At 55.4% G+C, this 17,242-nt stretch carries 15 protein-coding genes; 3 read left to right on the plus strand and 12 right to left on the minus strand.

Annotated elements, in window-relative coordinates; all coding sequences use genetic code 11:
• Positions 1-201 precede the first annotated feature (201 nt).
• Positions 202-2,058, plus strand: a complete 1,857-nt coding sequence (locus TH3_RS01905) for an ABCB family ABC transporter ATP-binding protein/permease (RefSeq protein WP_007089090.1) — start codon at positions 202-204, stop codon at positions 2,056-2,058.
• On the opposite strand, the gene TH3_RS01910 is transcribed toward TH3_RS01905, so the two are convergent.
• On the minus strand, positions 2,048-3,004 hold the full coding sequence (locus TH3_RS01910; protein ID WP_037990702.1) for an AEC family transporter: 957 nt from the start codon (positions 3,002-3,004) through the stop codon (positions 2,048-2,050). The two genes, TH3_RS01905 and TH3_RS01910, sit on opposite strands and share 11 nt — an antisense overlap.
• Positions 3,005-3,131: 127 nt before the next feature.
• Here TH3_RS01910 and TH3_RS01915 point away from each other — a divergent pair, with 127 nt between their 5' ends.
• Positions 3,132-3,746 (plus strand): DUF4269 domain-containing protein, encoded by a 615-nt coding sequence (locus tag TH3_RS01915; protein WP_007089088.1) that lies wholly within the window; start codon positions 3,132-3,134, stop codon positions 3,744-3,746.
• Here TH3_RS01915 and TH3_RS01920 read toward each other — a convergent pair.
• The 4 genes from TH3_RS01920 to nadB form a co-directional block, all read right to left on the minus strand.
• Positions 3,736-4,818 (minus strand): sensor domain-containing diguanylate cyclase, encoded by a 1,083-nt coding sequence (locus TH3_RS01920; protein ID WP_007089087.1) that lies wholly within the window; start codon positions 4,816-4,818, stop codon positions 3,736-3,738. The two genes, TH3_RS01915 and TH3_RS01920, sit on opposite strands and share 11 nt — an antisense overlap.
• 42 nt (positions 4,819-4,860) lie before the next feature.
• A complete protein-coding gene (locus tag TH3_RS01925) occupies positions 4,861-5,946 on the minus strand; it encodes a sensor domain-containing diguanylate cyclase (protein WP_007089086.1) in 1,086 nt (361 codons plus the stop codon).
• Between the two features lie 85 nt (positions 5,947-6,031).
• A complete protein-coding gene (locus TH3_RS01930; protein ID WP_007089085.1) occupies positions 6,032-6,472 on the minus strand; it encodes an MOSC domain-containing protein in 441 nt (146 codons plus the stop codon).
• A 52-nt stretch (positions 6,473-6,524) separates the two neighbouring features.
• Positions 6,525-8,171 (minus strand): L-aspartate oxidase, encoded by a 1,647-nt coding sequence (gene nadB / locus TH3_RS01935; RefSeq protein ID WP_174441855.1) that lies wholly within the window; start codon positions 8,169-8,171, stop codon positions 6,525-6,527.
• A gap of 260 nt (positions 8,172-8,431) precedes the next feature.
• On the opposite strand from nadB, the gene TH3_RS01940 reads away from it, so the two are divergent.
• Positions 8,432-8,851 (plus strand): GFA family protein, encoded by a 420-nt coding sequence (locus TH3_RS01940; protein ID WP_007089083.1) that lies wholly within the window; start codon positions 8,432-8,434, stop codon positions 8,849-8,851.
• Between the two features lie 11 nt (positions 8,852-8,862).
• Here the strand turns inward: TH3_RS01940 and TH3_RS01945 are convergent, their stop codons facing one another.
• The 7 genes from TH3_RS01945 to TH3_RS01975 all read right to left on the minus strand — a co-directional run bounded on the left by TH3_RS01945 (position 8,863) and on the right by TH3_RS01975 (position 17,134).
• Positions 8,863-9,849 (minus strand): SAM-dependent methyltransferase, encoded by a 987-nt coding sequence (locus tag TH3_RS01945; protein WP_007089082.1) that lies wholly within the window; start codon positions 9,847-9,849, stop codon positions 8,863-8,865.
• 88 nt (positions 9,850-9,937) lie between these two features.
• Complete coding sequence (locus tag TH3_RS01950; protein ID WP_007089081.1) at positions 9,938-11,239, minus strand: esterase-like activity of phytase family protein; 1,302 nt, start codon at positions 11,237-11,239, stop codon at positions 9,938-9,940.
• Between the two features lie 182 nt (positions 11,240-11,421).
• On the minus strand, positions 11,422-12,024 hold the full coding sequence (locus TH3_RS01955; RefSeq protein ID WP_007089080.1) for a flavin reductase family protein: 603 nt from the start codon (positions 12,022-12,024) through the stop codon (positions 11,422-11,424).
• Between the two features lie 91 nt (positions 12,025-12,115).
• Positions 12,116-13,405, minus strand: a complete 1,290-nt coding sequence (locus tag TH3_RS01960; protein ID WP_007089079.1) for an amidohydrolase family protein — start codon at positions 13,403-13,405, stop codon at positions 12,116-12,118.
• 60 nt (positions 13,406-13,465) lie between these two features.
• Complete coding sequence (locus TH3_RS01965; protein ID WP_007089078.1) at positions 13,466-14,407, minus strand: ABC transporter permease; 942 nt, start codon at positions 14,405-14,407, stop codon at positions 13,466-13,468.
• Between the two features lie 11 nt (positions 14,408-14,418).
• Positions 14,419-15,489 (minus strand): ABC transporter permease, encoded by a 1,071-nt coding sequence (locus TH3_RS01970; protein ID WP_007089077.1) that lies wholly within the window; start codon positions 15,487-15,489, stop codon positions 14,419-14,421.
• Positions 15,476-17,134, minus strand: a complete 1,659-nt coding sequence (locus TH3_RS01975; RefSeq protein WP_007089076.1) for an ABC transporter ATP-binding protein — start codon at positions 17,132-17,134, stop codon at positions 15,476-15,478. The genes TH3_RS01970 and TH3_RS01975 overlap by 14 nt, the downstream gene beginning before the upstream one ends.
• Between the last annotated feature and the right edge of the window lie 108 nt (positions 17,135-17,242).

The following is a 17,242-nucleotide window of genomic DNA, read 5'->3' on the forward strand; positions in this document are numbered from 1 at the left end:
CTGCAATCATCTAGGAACGATAAATCAATGTTTTGCGAACTATTCCGTAGACGGCAAGACATGCTTTCTTGTCCGACTTGCTTGCCAAATCATTGATTACGGGCCATCTGTTGTTTTGGGAAAGCGGGACGTCAATCGGAAAGCCGGGGCTGTGTCGGACACGTCACATGGTACCCACCAGGGGATGAAAACTTGAAAAATATGGGTGATAGCCAGCCAACAGCCCGCGCTGAATTTGGTGTTGTTAGAACTTTTCTGCCATATCTTTGGCCGCGTGGCGAGTTCGAGCTCAAGGTTCGTGTGGTTATCGCCCTGCTGTTTCTGGTCGGGGCGAAGGTCGCCAACGTTTATGTCCCTGTTTTGTATAAATACGCCGTCGATGCGCTTGACGGCGGTGGCAAGGCCGGTGCTTCGTCCGGTGGTGCCGATGCGACATCTCTGATCGTGGTGCCGGTGGGGATGATTGTCGCCTATGGGCTGGTGCGGGTTTTATCCTCGGCCTTCGGGGAATTGCGCGATGCCGTCTTTGCCAAGGTCGCGCAACGTGCCATCCGGACATCCGCCCTTGGCGTTTTTGAACATTTGCATGCCCTGTCGCTTCGGTTCCATCTGGATCGTCAGATGGGCGGGCTCTCGCGCGCGATTGAGCGCGGGGTCAAGGGGATTGAATTCCTTTTGTCCTTCATGCTGTTCAACATTCTGCCGACCCTGCTTGAAATCTTCATGGTGTCGGGCATTCTGTGGGTGCTTTATGATTTCTGGTTCGCGCTGATCACGTTTGTCACCATCGTGATCTATATCGCGTTCACCCTGATCGTGACCGAATGGCGCATGAAGTTCCGCCGCGAAATGAACCAGCGCGATGACGAAGCCAACACCAAGGCCATCGACAGTCTGATCAATTATGAAACGGTCAAGTATTTCAATAACGAGGATCACGAATCCCGGCGTTACGACAATGCCCTGCGCGGTTACGAAACGGCGGCGGTGAAGTCGCAGGAATCCCTGTCCAAGCTCAATATCGGGCAGGGTGCCATCATTGCGGTTGGTCTGGTTCTGAACATGCTTCTGGCGGCCAAGGGTGTTCAGGATGGCAACATGACCATTGGCGACTTTGTGCTGGTGAACACCTATTTGTTGCAGCTTTACATGCCGCTAAACTTCCTTGGTTTTGTCTATCGGCAGATCAAACAGTCGCTGACCGATATGGAACGCATGTTTTCGTTACTCGACGTCGAAAAGGAAGTCGAAGACAAGGACGGGGCACCTGCGTTGGTTTGTGCGGATGCGGCAATCCGGTTCGAGGATGTCAAATTCGCCTATAACCCGGATCGTCAGATTCTGAAGGGTGTCAGTTTCGAAGTTCCGGCGGGCAAAACCGTTGCTGTTGTCGGGCCAAGCGGGGCGGGCAAATCGACCCTGACCCGCCTGATGTTCCGTTTCTATGACGTCTCGAGCGGTCGGATCACGATTGACGGGCAGGATATCCGCGATGTGTCGCAGACATCCCTGCGCCGTTCGATCGGTATCGTGCCGCAGGATACGGTCCTGTTTAACGATACGATTGCCTATAACATCGCTTATGGTCGCCCCGGCGCGGAAGAGGCGGAAATCACCAATGCTGCCAAACTCGCCAGCATCGATGGCTTCATCGCCGCCCTGCCACAGGGTTTTAAAACCATGGTCGGCGAACGCGGGCTTAAACTTTCCGGTGGGGAAAAACAGCGTGTATCGATTGCGCGCATGTTGCTGAAACGCCCGAAAGTCATGATCTTTGACGAGGCGACATCGGCCCTTGATACCCGTACCGAAAAGGATATCCAGCAGGCGCTTCGCGATGTGTCGCGCGGGCATACGACGCTTGTGATCGCGCACCGGCTTTCGACCGTGATTGATGCCGATGAAATCATCGTGCTGCGCGACGGGCAGGTCGCCGAACGCGGCCGCCATCAGGACCTTCTGGCACAGGACGGGCTTTATGCCGAAATGTGGGCCCAGCAGCAGGAAATTCGCGAGGCCGAAGAAATCCTTGCCCATGCCGGGGATGTCAAGGCATAGGTCCGAAAACCTGCGTGGTGTCAAGCAGCCAAAGGGCGGTTGATATGGTGATGAAGGATAGTGACGTTGCGATCATAAGCGATGCGGCACAGAGTCCTTCATGGCCATAACGTTGTCCAAAGACCGCATAGATGCTCAGCATCGGCGAACAGGCAAAACTGACCGCGGCAATTTGCAGGACTGGCTCCATCGGCGGCATCAGCCAGACAAGGGAAAATACGATCAGCGGATGCAGGATCAGTTTGCCAGTAACGATCCGCGCCATATCAACGCGCATACCCCGGATTTTAAGCCCGACAAGACCCGCTCCGATCACAAACAGCGCCACCGGTCCCGATGACATTGCCAGCATGTCGATGGCTTTCAGGGCCGGGGCGGGCAGTTCAATCCCGGTCAGCGAAAGACAAAGGCCTGCAAAAATCGCGATGATAATAGGTGTTTTGCACAGGTTTTTTAATGCCTTGCCAAGAACCTGAAGCCGTCCCTGTCCGTTATTGTTTGCACTGTCGCCCAGCACAAGAACCAGCGGCATCATCACCAGCGTTTCGATCATCACGCACAGTGTTAATGCTATCGCTGCCGGTGGCCCCAGCACCTGAAGCGCGATCGGATAGCCGATAAATCCGCTATTGGAGAATGACATGCCCAAACCCTGCAGGGTCGCATTGGCAAAGGATTTCCGGGCGATAAAGCGAGTATAGGCAATCCCGATTGTCAGAATGATTAACGAGCCGCCGCCATAGGCAATCAGAAATTCGCCGTGAATGATGTCGGCAATCGGCCGCCCTGAAAGCGTTTTGACCAGAAGGGCCGGTAGGGCAAAATTCATCACGAACGCCCCCATGCTGCGCGCCACATCCTGCGCGATGATATTTTGCCTGACCGCGACATAACCCAGTGCGATAATCAGGAAGATGGGGCTGGTGATCGCCAGAATATCAAGCATATTGGGGCATATTCCGAAACCGGCGCGGATGATCTGATCGACAGACCGCGGTTGTGCCAAAAATATTTGATTTTATTACATATCCCGTGCAATGCCGGGCGGGTCAAGAAATGGAATGGATTTATCAATGAACCAGACCGGAATGGATTGGCCCGAAAGCCTGATGCCCAATGCCTTTCGCGGTCTTGATTTGTTGCGATCCGTTTCCGTGCGTGGTCAAAAGGCGGCCGGTCTGATTTCAGGACATGGTGTATGGGATGGGCTTGCCGGGTTTGATCCGATTGTCGCCGGAACTTTTCCGATTAATCTTGATATTGATGGATCGGATATCGACATACTTTGCCATTGCCCGGATTTTGATGGTTTCGAAGCCCACGTACAGGCTGTCTTTGGTCATCATGATGATTTTGGATTGCATCGCCGCCCGGCAACGCAACATGTCGCGCAGGCCATTGTCGTGCGGTTTGTTCTGGATGATTTGCCGGTCGAAATTTTTGCCACCGGCACGCCATCGCAATGCCAGTTCGGCTTCCGCCATATGCTGGTCGAGGCACGGTTGATATATCTTCTGGGGTCGCAGCTTTCCGAAGAAATCCGGAAAATGAAACGGGCCGGTTTCAAAACCGAACCTGCCTTCGCCATCCTTCTTGAGCTGGGCGCCGATCCCTATCTCGTGCTGGACGAAATGTATGATCTGGGGCCGCTTGCATTAAAAAGCAGGGTGGGGCGGTTCATCCTTTAAGGTCGTCAAGGCTGCCATGGCTGTCCAGCGCGCGATAGCGGACCGTATCGCGCCCGCTTTCCTTGGCTTCATAAAGGGCCTCGTCGGCAATCCGCAGTACATCGAGCGGTTCATAAAGATCGGTCGTTTCACTGGAAATCCAGGTCGCCCCGACGCTGACCGTGATCGAAACCGCATTGCCGTCCATATCGCTGACCCGGCATTGATCACGCACCACATTGCACAACTTGTAACCAAGATACATCGTCTGTTCGAGGCGAATGCCTGGCAGGACACAAACGAATTCCTCTCCCCCGAAACGTCCGACGATGTCATGATCGCGAAGGCAAGATGACATGATGGCGGCAATGTCCTGTAATACCTTGTCGCCGATCAGATGGCCATGTGTATCATTGACCTGCTTGAAATGGTCGATATCAAGCATGAATACCCCGGCCGAGCCACCTTTGATCCGGGAACTCGTCATTTCGCGTGCCAGCAATTCTTCAAGTCCGCGCCGGTTCCAGACCCCGGTCAGGCTGTCGATCATCATGTCGCGATGTGCTGCATCCAGATCGGCCAGAAGCTGTCTCTGGCTGCGTTCGCTATAGCGAAGGGCAAGAACCGTTTCGATCCAATGGGCAAGGTCCTTGAGCGTTTCGATCTCGCTTTCGGAAAAATTGCGGGTTTTTGAATCAATAATGCACAGCGTGCCAAGCTTGTAGCCTTCGCGATTGGAAAGCGGCACACCGGCATAGGACCGGATATGGGGTGCCCCCACCACCAGCGGATTGTCGCTGAAACGTTCGTCATCGATGGCATTGCCAACAACAAGCGGCGCGTCATGCATGATCGCATGCCCGCAAAACGAAATGTCACGCGGCGTTTCGGGAACGCCCAGATTGATCCGGGATTTGAAAAACTGCCGGTCGCCATCAATCAGGGAAATGGCGACGATTTCGGTGTTGAAAATGCGTTCGGCAAGGCGCGTAATCCGATCAAGTTCAGGGTCGCGCGGTGTTGACAGAATACCCATGCTTTCAAGCGATTTCTGCCGCTCGTTCTCGTTATCCGGCGTGGGCGCGATTTTCAAGACGGTTCTCCCGTTACAGCATGTTGTTATTCCAGGTGGAGTTTAATGCTGTTCAAATAGTCCTTTGTTGTGCTGTTCGTTGACATCGGGCGTGAACACCACCCGGTCGCGGCCGCTTTGTTTCGCGCGATATAGCGCGGCATCGGCAATTTCGAAAATGGCCTTGCGGTTGTCGTTGCTGCAACCTGCCGCAATCCATGTGGCCCCGATGGAAATAGTCACGCCAAGGGTTTTGCCCTCGCTGGTGTTGATCGGCGTATTGCGCAGGATATTGCAAAGTTTTTCAGCAATTTTCGGGGTCGTTTCGCGCGTGATACCGGGAATGACACATACAAATTCCTCGCCGCCGACACGTGCAATGATGTCATTTTCGCGCAAATGATTTTTGAGCATCCCGGCAATTCTGATGATGACCTCATCGCCAATCAGATGTCCGTGCGTGTCATTGACGCATTTGAAATGATCGATATCACATAACAAAATCCCGCAGGGTTCGGTCAATGGCACGCCTTCTGGGGCGAGTTCTCGATCAAGTATTTCATCAAGCCCGCGCCGGTTCCAAAGCCCTGTCATCGGATCAATCATACTTTGACGAACCGCTTCATCAAGGCTTTGCATCAACCGTTTCTGGCTGAATTGTGCAAACCGCAGCAACAGAACCATATCGACCAGATAGGCAAGGTCCTTGAGGTTATCGATATCGCGCTGGCTCATTTCGCGCGGTTTGTCGTCAAAAATGCAAAGTGTCCCGACCGGTTGTCCTTCGTGATGATGCACTGGCATCCCGGCGTAAAAAATCACTGGCGTATCGCAGATCACCAACGGATTGTCGGAAAAACGGGGATCGATCCGGGCATCCTTGATCACCATCGGCTCGGTCTGGGTGATTGCATGCCCGCAGAACGAAATATCGCGGCGGCTTTCCAGCTTTTCGAAATTGGCCCGGGATTTGAAAATCTGTCGGTCATGATCGATTACCGTCATCGTGGCCGATTTGACGTCAAAGATCCGTTTGGCAAGTGACGTGATTCGGTCAAGTTCGGGTTCGGCATCAAAAGTTGCGATACGCATGCGCGTGATGATGCCCTGACGTTCGGCTTCGTTATGCGGTATTGGTGCAAGTTCCATCCTGATCCCCGACCATGCTGCTGCCTTTTAAGTGGGAAGCCGACAGGGGATTTCCAGATGGGCCAGTCCCGAGTAACCAGGATAATCAGTCAACAATAACCGTATCGCCCACCCGGATCGCACCGGGTTCAATCGCACGGCATGTAACCCCGCCCCGCCAGTCCGGTGTCAGGGCCTTTTCAAGGCCCGGTGCTGCGGCTTCCATCCGGTTGCACGGATCGGTTTCGCCGGTGATTTCAAGGACCAGTTCCCCTATCCGGATGCGCGTACCGGGCGTTTGCGGCAATTTCACACCTCGTACCAACAGATTGGCGCGCCGCGTGGTCCAGGGCAAATCCATACGGTCAATTTCGCCGCAGGCCGCCAACCAGTCTTCCTCAGTCATGACCGTGATCTGGCGTTTGCGTAGCTTGCCGCGATAATCGCCATCAACCCCAAAATCAAGACTGACAGAAACACCATCAAGCGTTTCCATTGGCGCACGTGAACGTGCCTTACGCGCGATACCAATCAGGGTGGCGGTCATGACAATCTCCGTCTTTGATCCGATTAACGTGGGGGAATGACGTCTTCGCCGATCAGGTCTTCCATTGGCCCGATACAACCCAGCGACCGGCAAAGTTTTCCGGCACAAGAATGGTCTGGCGGGGCGTCGCGCTGTCATCACGTTCCGGATAATCGGTGGTGTAATGCAGGCCGCGGCTTTCATGGCGCCAAAGGGCCGACTGGATGATCAGTTTGGCAACCACCGAAAGGTTACGCAATTCAAGCAGGTCATTGGTCACACGGAAATTGCCGTAATATTCGTCAATCTCCGACAGCAACAGATCAATGCGATGCTGCGCGCGTTGCAGGCGTTTGGTCGTGCGAACGATGCCGACAAAGTCCCACATCACGTTGCGCAACTGTTCCCAGTTATGGGCGACGATGACTTCCTCGTCGGAATCGGTGATCCCGGTTTCGTCCCAGTCCGGCAGGTCCTTGAACCGGTCATCAACCGGGAGTGCTTCGACAATGTCGCGTGCTGCGGCCTCGCCAAATACCAGGCATTCCAGAAGCGAGTTCGACGCCAGCCGGTTCGCCCCGTGAAGGCCCGTGCCTGCACATTCACCAATCGCATAAAGCCCGGTCAGATCGGTGCGCCCGCGAAGATCGGTCAAAACCCCGCCGCATGTATAATGTGCTGCCGGAACAACCGGGATCGGCTGTTTGGTCATGTCGATGCCGTACGACAGGCAGGTTTCATGGATGGTCGGGAAATGCTCCCGGATGAAACTCTCGCCCTTGTGCGTGATATCAAGGTACACGCAATCTGCACCCAGCCGCTTCATTTCATGGTCAATCGCGCGTGCGACAATATCGCGCGGGGCCAGTTCGCCGCGTTCATCAAACCGGTCCATGAAACGCGTGCCATCGGCCAGCAGCAATTTGCCGCCTTCGCCGCGCACGGCCTCGGTAATCAGGAATGATTTGGCCTGCGGATGATACAGGCAGGTCGGGTGAAACTGGCTGAATTCCATATTCATCACCCGGCAACCCGCACGCCATGCCATGGCAATGCCATCGCCCGTCGATCCGTCCGGGTTGGACGTAAACCGGTAAACCTTGCTGGCCCCCCCGGTGGCAAGCACCACGGTACGCGCATTGAACGACCGGACCTTGCCGGTATTCAGATCAAGCGCATAGGCCCCAATGCATCGGCGGCCTTCACCGCCAAGCTTACGGTCGGTCACCAGATCAATCGCAAGGTAATTTTCAAAAATCTTGATGTTCGGATGTTTGGCAGCCTCACCCTGCAAGGTGGTTTGTACCGCCCGCCCGGTGGCATCGGCGGCATGAACAATGCGGCGATGGCTATGCCCGCCTTCCCGTGTCAGGTGAAACGGCTGATCATTGCCGCCTTCCGGATCACGCGTCAGCTGAATGCCAAGTTCATCAAGCCATTTGATGGCATTGGGCGCGTTGCGTGCGACAAATTCAACAGTGTCGCGTTTGCACAATCCGGCACCGGCAATCAGCGTGTCTTCGACATGGTTTTCGATGCTGTCGGCGGCATCAAGCACGGCGGCAATTCCGCCCTGTGCCCAGTTGGTCGAACCGTCATCGATCTTGCCCTTCGACAGGACGGCAACCTTGACATGCGGAGCAAGCTTGAGTGCGGTGGACAAACCGGCAGCGCCACTGCCGATGACAAGCACATCATAATGGAAGGACAGATCGGTCATGATATCCCATCGCTTGTGAAGCAAGGCGACGGATGGCATCTGGCGCGGTGGCGTCATCATCCGGGGCCCGAACAGAAGCGGCAGAATAGGACTGCTTTGGGCGAAGCTCAAACATTATCGTCGCAATATTGCCCGCAATAACATCGATATTGCCACAAGCCATGCTTGCATGATGCCCGAATTGGTCCAGATACTGTTTAACAAGACAGCATCTGTAACCAGGCTGCGTTCCGCCTGCCCGATCAGAAGAGGAAGGTTTGATGAGCACATCGACACCAGCGCTAAACACGATGACCGGCGGTTGCCATTGCGGCGAAGTTCGTTATGAAGTGCGCGGCAAACTGCATGACGCCAAAATGTGCCATTGTGGCCTGTGCCGTAAACTGCACGGTCATGTCAGTTCCTATGCCCGGGTTGAAAAGGATGCTCTGCATCTAACCCGTGACGAAGGATTGCGCTGGTATCGCCTTTCTGATCAAAGCGACCGGGGCTTTTGCAAGGAATGCGGATCATCGCTGTTCTGGCGTCCCGTCCGGTCGCAGGAAGTCGCAATCACCCCTGGCACGCTTGACGGCGCATCAGGCATATCGACATCCGCCCAGATGTTTTGCAAGGACAAGGGCGATTATTACCCGATTGATGCGGCTATCCCCGCCTATGACGGGGATGATCAGGACTGATTGACTTGCAATCAGTCCTGATCTGTAACACCGGGGACCTTCATCCAGGTCAGTTCGTGCTTGTTGTTGTATAGATGCACGACCTTTGACCCGGGAATATCGGCAAACTGGGTAATGGCGGCGTAATCTGTGTCGCCCTGCAGCTTGATGGTGCAGATGAAATTGGTTGCCATACCTGCATCCATCCACTGATTGACCAGTTGGAACAGCCGGTCCGGATAGCAGATCACGTCCGAACACAGCCAGTCGATGTAACCGATTTCATCGGGGTTCAGGCCGAACGCGCTTTCCTGCCGGAAATCAACACGCGGCAGGGTGGCGATTTTCGGATCAAGACGGGCCTTGTCGATGCTGATCACATCGGTGCCGAATTCATGCAAAACCCATGTCCATCCGCCGGGGCTGCCGCCCAGATCCATCGTGCGGTCGCCAACTTCGGGCCCAACACCAAGGCGGGTGAAGGCTTCCCAAAGTTTCAGATAGGCGCGGTTGGGCGGGGTGGTCTTGTCTTCTTCAAACTCGACCTCGCCATTTTTCCACGGGCTGGAACAATCCATCGATGCGATGATCGTATCGGGATCGATCAATGTCCACGATCCCAGCGGGGCGGTCGGGGCCGGCTCGCCAAAGACCTGCCGTTTGGCCGATACATGCGGCAAGTTGGCTTCGATCAGTTTCGCGCGCGAAAAATGATCAAACTTGAACATGGCCCAGTTACGTTGATTGAATTTCAGGATTTTGGCCGCACCCTTGATCGACGGGATCGCCATTCGGACCGGATTGCGCCAGACATTCTGCGCCCAGAAGACACGGCGTTCCGGGCCGGGTGCGAACATCAGCCGGTCATGGCTTTCGATCACGTCACCAAGTTCGGCGCGCAGCTGATCTTCAAAGCCGACAGGGGCCAGATAGCCGGTCGCATCCATCGGCTCGATGACCGCATCAATGCCATCGGGGATGTCAAAAGTCCGGGTGGTGTATGTCTGATCGTTTTTCATGGGCCGCTTTTACGCTGATTTCGCCCAATAAAAAAGCGGGAAAGCCGCATAACAGCTTTCCCGCAATGTCAGATGATCCAGCGAGAGATCAGAATTTGTCTGCCTGCACCAGACCGTCGATCAGAAGCACCTTGGTGGCATCCCCATTGATGCCGAAATCGTTGTCATTGATCAGGGCCAGTGCACCGTCGCCCATAACCGCAAGACCTTCGATCTTGGTCGGGGCCATCGGGTAATCGGCACTGTCAAAACGAAGCGTTTTGACAACTGCCTTCAGGTCAAACTTCGACAGGTCGTTTTCCTGTTCAAGCGACGGGCTGGTCGACATATCGTCCCAGCGCGATGCCAGAATGTTTGATGCACCATCCAGTTTGACTTCATGCAGCTTGGTGGTGCCATCGGTCCGTTCCAGAACCAGCAGGCGGTCATCGCCAAGTGCCATTACTTCGGAAATGCGCGGTGCGTTCTGTTTGTCGGACGGATCGTTGCGGAAGGTCTGCGGATCATCCAGCTGATAGATATATTCGCCGGCAAGTTCGCCCTTCATGCGGTCATACACGAACAGGCGGGTGTTCTTTGCCTTTTTGTAGGCATCTGCATTCGGGTTGGCCAGCGGGTTCTGAACCATGAAATACAGTTTGCTTTCATCGGGCGATACGGCCATCGATTCAATGCCGCGGTTGGTCTGGCGGGTCACAAGGATTGCCGGAAGACCGCCGGTGATCTTATAGGCCGCACCTTCGAAATCCTTTTCCGAACCGGCTGGAACGATACGTTCATTGACCGTACCGTCGGCGGCAACATGCAGGATCGACGGACCGTTTTCTTCACCGATCCAGTACGAACCATCCGACAGGCGAATGATGCCTTCGGCGTCAATTGCCGACACCGACTGTGCCAGTTCCTTGCCATTGGCATCGACCGGCTTTTCGGTTTTGGCAACCGATAGCTTGTTGGTCAAACCGGTCAGGGGCACGCCATTCTGGTCCTTAAGCGCGATAACGTCCTTGACGTCAAAGCTGCCGTTATCGTTCAGGAAAATGGTATAGATCGACGGCGAATAATCCGGCGTCGGATAGACGCGCACCTTACGGCCCTGACAAACGACGTCTTCGGAGACGCCAAGAACGTCCTGCACATCACCGCAAACAAAGTTCGGACCACGGTCGGAAACGGCATAGAACATATTGGACGGATCACCCGGACGGCGATAGGCCCCCGAACCGAACCCAACCGTCAGGTCGCGTGCCTTGCCGCCATCCACCATGACGGTCGACAGATTGTTTATCGCACTTTTGGTTTCGAAAACCTTGACGTCACCCGCCATTGCCGTTGTCGCAAGAAGAATGGCCGCAATACCGGCAAAACCGGCTGCAATCGTCCGTTTCATGGTGTGATCCCCCACATCGTGTAATGCATACGAAGAAATGCCCGAACCCGGTTATGCATCGGTTCAGGCGTAAGTGATGAGGATCACATTAGAATTTTACTGTGACAGTTTGTTTGCGGTTACGGGTCGTTTCCGTGAAACAACAGAAAGTCGTAACCTCTCGCCGTAAAGCAGCGGGCTGTTTACCAGAAATCCTCGCGCCGGACGGTAAATGTTTCCGCGACACCGGCATATTCGTGATAGCCCAGACGTGCCAGCGGCTCGAACAGGGTGACATCGACCATGCCGTCACGGATGATTGCATCATCAATATGCAGACCGACCACTGTACCGATCACCATCGCGTTTTTGCTTTGCGGGGTGGGGCCGGGCAGATCGACAATCTGGAATACCTTGCATTCCATATGGATTGGCACTCCCTTGATCCGATGGGCGGCGACCGTTTGACCCGGTTCCTTTTCTAGACCGGCATAATCAAATTCGTCCTGTTCGGGCGGAAGCGGTGCCGAACAGAAATTGATTTCGCGCAGCATAGCGCGTGGGGCGACGGCGGCAATAAATTCACCGGTTTCACGCGCGTTGTTCAGACTGTCAATCGATCCGCCAGATGCAAACATGACCATCGGCGGATTGCCGCAGACTGCATTGAAAAACGAATAGGGGGCCAGATTGGCGCACCCCTGTTTATCGACCGTCGAAATCCAGCCAATCGGGCGTGGGGCCACACAGGCCTTGAACGGATCATGCGGCAGGTTATGTGGCGTTTTGCCCGGTTCGTAAAACATGGTGGTTCTCGATAATGTGCGTTGACCCCCATCATATGGGGTGTAACGGCGAATGGATCACGTGACGAAATCGTTTCACGTGTGCGATTTGCTATTTCCCCGGGGCATAATCATCGCCGCGCACCGTTTCCGGCCGTTCCGAAAGATGCAGGCGGGTTTGCTGTAACGGGGTTTCGGCGATGATGTTGCCGCGCCGAATGACATAAAGCCGGTTGGCGCGAAGCCGGATGGCTTCGATCGTATCGCGGGCCTGTAACACGACGAAATCGGCATTGTTGCCAACCGCAATCCCGTATCCTTCAAGCCCCATGATTTTTGCCGGTTCGGTTGTCACCGCGTCAAAACAGGCCCGGATATCGTCGCGTGACGTCATCTGTGCGACATGAAGCCCCATCGATGCGACTTCAAGCATATCGCCCGATCCCATCGAATACCACGGGTCCATCACGCAATCATGACCAAACGCCACGGTCAGCCCCGCCTTGCGCAATTCCGGCACGCGCGTCATGCCGCGACGCTTGGGATAGGTATCGTGACGACCCTGAAGGGTGATATTGATCAATGGGTTGGCAATCGCGCTGAGCTCGGCCTCGGTCATCAGGGCGATCAGCTTCGATACGTAATAATTATCCATCGAATGCATCGATGTCAGATGCGATCCGGCCACCTGTCCCTGAAGGCCAAGGCGCTGCGTTTCATAAGCCAGCATTTCGATATGACGCGATAGCGGATCATCGGTTTCATCGCAATGCATATCAACCCGAAGGCCGCGTTTGGCCGCCATTTCGCAAAGTTCGGTAATGCTTTGCGCGCCGTCTGCCATGGTGCGTTCGAAATGCGGGATGCCGCCGACAACATCGACGCCTTTATCAAGTGCGCGAATGACATTCTGCTTTGCCGTCGGGCTGCGCAGATAGCCATCCTGGGGAAACGCCACCAGTTGCAGGTCGATATAGGGTGCGATCTGTTTTTTGACCTCAAGCAACGCATCGACCGCAAGCAGACGGTCATCGCAGACATCAACATGCGTTCGGATGGCAAGCAGGCCCTTCGATACGGCCAGGTCGCAGTAACGAAGTGCGCGTTCAATCACCGCCTCGATGGTCAAAATCGGCTTAAGTTCGCCCCAAAGCGCGATGCCTTCCAGCAACGTACCCGACTCATTCATCCTTGGCAGGCCCAGCGACAGGGTGGCATCCATGTGGAAATGGCTATCGACGAAGGGCGGGCTGACCAGCATCCCGTCGCAATCGATTTCCTCGGCCGCCAGGATCGGCAATTTCGGCCCGATTTCGATGATCTTGCCATTCTTGCAGGCGATATCAACACCGGTGCGGCCATCAGGCAGATTCGCGTTTTTAAGGATCAGATCGGCTTGCATGGCGGCGTCCTTCGGTAATGGGATATTTTAATCATCAGGCTATTTGTTTCGGGTCGAAAATCAACGCTGTCCCTTGAACCACGGCACCAGCAATGCCTTGGGATAATCGGCCTTGCGCGCCACAATGATCAGGGCGGCAATCGATAGCAGATAGGGCATCATCAGGAAAACCTGCGATGGCAGAAACGCGCCAACTTCGGTTTGCAGGCGGACCTGAAACGCATCAAACGCACCAAAAAGCAACGCGCCCAGCAATGCCTTGCCCGGTCGCCAGCTTGCAAACACCGTAAGCGCAATGCAAACCCAGCCACGGCCATTGATCATGCCAAAGAAAAACGCATCAAACGCCGACATGGTCAGAAACGCGCCGCCCAGCGCCATCAGACTCGATCCGGCAACCACGGCCCCGATGCGCAGCGCATAAACCGATAACCCTTGCGCCTCGACCGAGGACGGATTATCGCCAACCGCCCGGATCGCAAGGCCAAGCGGGGTGCGATACAAGACCCAGCCGGTGACAAACACCATGACAAGGGCCAGCATTGTAAGAGCCGTTTGCGAAAACAGCGCCGGGCCGATAAACGGCAAATCCGACAGGATCGGAATATCAAGCGGCTGGAACGGAATGATCCGCGGCGGCGACGACACATCGGGCAATGCTGTGCGATAGGTGAAATATGACAGGCTGGTCGCCAGCAACGTCACCCCGATCCCCGACACATGCTGCGACAGACCAAGCGGTACGGTCAGGATTGCGTGGATCAGGCCGAAAAACCCACCGGCCAGGGCGGCAACCAGAACGCCGCCCCACAATCCGGTACCCAGCCAGACCGCCATCCATCCGGCCATCGCCCCGGCTGTAAAAATCCCCTCAATGCCAAGGTTAAGAACTCCGGCGCGCTCACAAATCAGCGCGCCCAGCACCCCGAAAATCAGCGGGGTGGCAATACGAAGCGCTGCGGCCCAGAAATTTGCGGTCAAAAGGATGTCGATGATTTCCATTTTCTTTCCCCTTAACCTGCTGATTTCTGGCGTTCGAAATGGACCTTGAACCGGGTCAGAAATCCGCCAATCAGAACGCATAACAACGACATCGCGACAATCAGATCGGCCAGATAACTTGAAACGCCGATTGCGCGGCTCATGGAATCAGCACCGACAAAAACCGATGCCACAAACACGGCGGATATGATCACGCCAACCGGTGAAAGGCGGGCCAGCATTGCAACGACAATCCCGGCATAACCGTACCCCGGCGATAGATCGGTCGCGAGGTAACCCCGCGTTCCCGCGACTTCGGATACACCGGCAAGCCCGGCCAAACCGCCCGACAGCATCGCGACCAGTACCATGGTTTTGGTTACCGAAATTCCGGAAAATCTGGCTGCGGCGGCATTTTCACCGACCGCACGAATTTCAAATCCCCAGACGGTGCGTTTAACGAAAATCGCCAGCGCCACGGCGCAGATCAGCGCGATCACCAGCCCCAGATGCACCCGCATCCGTTCGATCAGCGGCGGCAAAACAGCATTATCGATTACCGGTTCGGACTGTGGCCAGCCCATCGACATTGGGTCTTTTAGCGCACCTTCCAGCATCATCTGCACAAACAGAATGACGATGAAGTTCAGAAGCAGAGTGGTGACAACCTCGTCCACCCCTAACCGCGTTTTCAAAAGCGTCGGCCCGATCAGCATCACCGCCCCGACGAGCGCCCCGGCAATCAGCACCACCGGGATCATGATATAGCTTGGCCCGTCAATCACGCCCGATCCGATGGCAACGGCGGCCATGGCCCCCATATAAAGCTGCCCCTCCGCCCCGATATTCCAAAGTTTGGCCCGAAATGCGATGGCGGCCGCCAATCCGGTCAGGATCAGCGGGGTGGCACGCGTCAGCATTTCCGAAATCGAAAACATCGATCCAAACGCGCCGCTTATCATCAGGCCATAGGCGTTTATGATCGGTGCTCCGGCAAGGGCAAGCGGGATCGCTGCCAGAAGAATGGCGATAGTTGCCGCCATGACGGGGACGCCATAAACCATGATTACGGATGGATTGGTGCGGGGTTCAAACCGGATCACGCCGGGTCTCCTGATCTTGGGGCATTTTCATCGGTTTTTGCGCTGGCCTTTGTGCTGGGCTCAAATTTACCGGACCCGAAATCGGCATCGCTTTTTTCTGTCCGACCATCATCAGGCCAAGCTCTGATCGGTCAATATCGTTTGCCGCAATCGCGGCCGATACATGACCGGCATGGATCACCGCAATCTGATCGGACAGGGTCAGCAATTCATCGAGATCCTCGGATATCAGAACCACCGCCGCCCCGCCTTCGCGCGCCTCAAGAAGCCGTCTATGGACTTCTGATTGCGCACCCACGTCAAGCCCGCGAGATGGTTGGTTGGCAAGGATCAGTTTTGGTGATTTTTCAAGAACACGCGCAAGGATAAGTTTTTGAATATTCCCGCCAGATAGCAGACGTGCGGGAGCATCCGGACCGGGGCAGCGCACATCGTAATCGGCGATTGCATGTTCGGCGCGTTTTCGGATTGCCTCGAAATCAAGGAAGCCGAATTTCTGATAATCACGGGATCGGACATCTTCGATGGCGATGTTTTCCGCCACCGTCATCGACCCCACCATACCATCATGATGGCGGTCTTCGGGGATACGCGCGATGCCGTTCTGGGCGAACTTGTGAGCATTGAATTTGGTAACTTTTTCACCAAAAATCTCGACCGAGCCACCATCGGGCCTATCCAGCCCGGCAATCAGTTGCGCCAACGCCGCCTGCCCGTTACCCGATACCCCGGCAATGCCAAGAATTTCGCCTTCTCGCGCCAGAAGGTTCACCCCATGCAGGGAGCGTCTGGCATCGCCACGATCAATCGTGACATCCCTAAGCTCGATGACCGGCTTGCCCGGTGCACGTTCGCTTCGGCGGCTTAAGGGAACATCGCGGCCAACCATCAGTTCGGCAATCGAACGTCTGTCGGCCTGATCGGTTGCCATTTCGCCGACTTTTTTGCCGCCGCGCAGCACCGCGATGCGATGGGAAACTGCCAGAACCTCGGCCAGTTTATGGGCAATGATAATGACCGAAAGCCCGGTCGTGGCAAGCTTGCGAAGGATCGTGAAAAGGCTGTCTGCCTCCTGCGGCGTCAGAACCGCAGTTGGTTCATCCAGCACCAGCAAACGGGCATCGCGATAAAGAGCCTTGAGGATTTCAACGCGCTGCTTTTCGCCGACGGTCAGTTTATGAACCGGCTGATCCAGATCGACATTCAGACCCGATCCCGCCATCAGTTTCGCCAGTTTGGCGCGTGCCTTGGTCCGGTCGCGGCGTAGGCGAAAAATCGGTTCTGTGCCAAGGACGATATTATCAAGGCCGCTTAGATTTTCGGCCAGTGTGAAATGCTGATGAACCATGCCGATCCCGGCATCAAGAGCCGCCTGCGGTGCGCCGGGTTCAAGCGGGGCAAGGATACCATCCGCACCCGCGACCATCACGGTCCCCGTATCCGCAACATAATGACCAAACAGAATGTTCATCAGGGTGGTTTTGCCCGCACCGTTTTCGCCAAGAAGTGCAACGATTTCGCCCTTGTGCACATCAAGGTCGATGGCGTCATTGGCGATCAGCGGGCCGAATTTCTTGGTGATTGCAGCCAGTTGCAGCAGCAATTGTGGGGACGTTTCCAAAGATGGGGTGGCAGCAGATGACATCCGGCTGATCCGTTAATTTTTATGTGTCACGCCTTGGGCCATATTGGCGTATCGAGTGCATGTCGGGATCGCCCCGAAAAACGAAAGGCAGTCCGATGTTTAAACCGG

This window comes from Thalassospira xiamenensis M-5 = DSM 17429, from assembly GCF_000300235.2.
In the GTDB taxonomy this organism is placed as follows: Bacteria; Pseudomonadota; Alphaproteobacteria; order Rhodospirillales; family Thalassospiraceae; genus Thalassospira; species Thalassospira xiamenensis.